This is a genomic window from Methylobacterium sp. WL116 (genome assembly GCF_008039455.1).
Taxonomy (GTDB): Bacteria; Pseudomonadota; Alphaproteobacteria; order Rhizobiales; family Beijerinckiaceae; genus Methylobacterium.
Genome location: NZ_VRUV01000941.1, coordinates 1 through 931, shown reverse-complemented (window position 1 = coordinate 931; position 931 = coordinate 1). Strand labels below are relative to the sequence as shown.

1 protein-coding gene is annotated in these 931 nt (G+C 72.0%); it reads left to right on the top strand.

Going from position 1 to position 931, the window contains the following annotated elements; translation table 11 throughout:
• The first annotated feature begins 248 nt into the window (after window positions 1–248).
• A complete protein-coding gene (locus FV223_RS28625) occupies window positions 249–800 on the top strand; it encodes a sigma-70 family RNA polymerase sigma factor (protein ID WP_147729996.1) in 552 nt (183 codons plus the stop codon).
• Window positions 801–931 lie beyond the last annotated feature (131 nt).

Here is a 931-nt window from a genome sequence, read left to right as displayed (position 1 = left end):
GCGAGAGGGCGGCGCGGCGCGAGGCCGTGCCGGCGAGCCGCAACGTCCGCGGGAAAGGTCGGTCCGAGCCATCGTCGCCCCGCATCGCCCCCGCGATGCATCCCTAGGGAGAACCGCGGCAATCGGGGCGCCGCGTCTTCTCATCACCGCAGAATGCGCTAACCCTTGCCGCAACGGTCCCGATCGTTCGCCTGTCCGGCGCGAGGACCTGCCGATGGGACGGGGGACGATCCTTGGGCGACCGATCCTTGGGCGACGACGCGACCCTGCAGCGGATCCTGCGCGCGATCGCCGGTGGCGACAAGGGCGCCCTGCGCTCGCTCTACGACCTGACATCACCGAAACTTTACGGGGTGATCCTGCGTATCCAGCGGGATCGGAGCGTGGCCGAGGATGTGCTTCAGGACGTCTATCTCCGCGTCTGGCAGGCGGCAGGCTCCTACGCTCCGGAATCCGGGCGGCCGATGACTTGGCTCTGCGCCATCGCGCGCAACCGGGCCATCGACGGGATCCGCCGCAAGGGCGAGGTCCAGGGACCGGTGCGCGAGGACGGCGAGGACTGGGTGGAACGTCTCATCGACCCGCACGACACCGAGGCGGCGATCGTCGGACGCGGCGCGCTCGCGGCCTGCCTCGCGCGCCTCGACGAGGCGCAGCGCGCCTGCGTCGTGCTCGCCTATTGCGAGGGCTGGTCGCGCGAGGAGCTGGCCCAGCACTACGACCGGCCCGTCAACACCATCAAGACCTGGCTGCACCGCTCGCTCGGCGCCCTCAAGGGCTGCCTGGAGGAGCAGGCGTGAGCGCCGGGCCCGAGACCGAGCGCGACCTGCGCGCCGCCGAGTACGTCCTCGGCTCGCTCTCGCCCGACGAGCGCGCGGCGTTCGAGCTGGAGCGCGTCGTCGATCCCGCCACCGCGCGCGCGGTGGCGGGA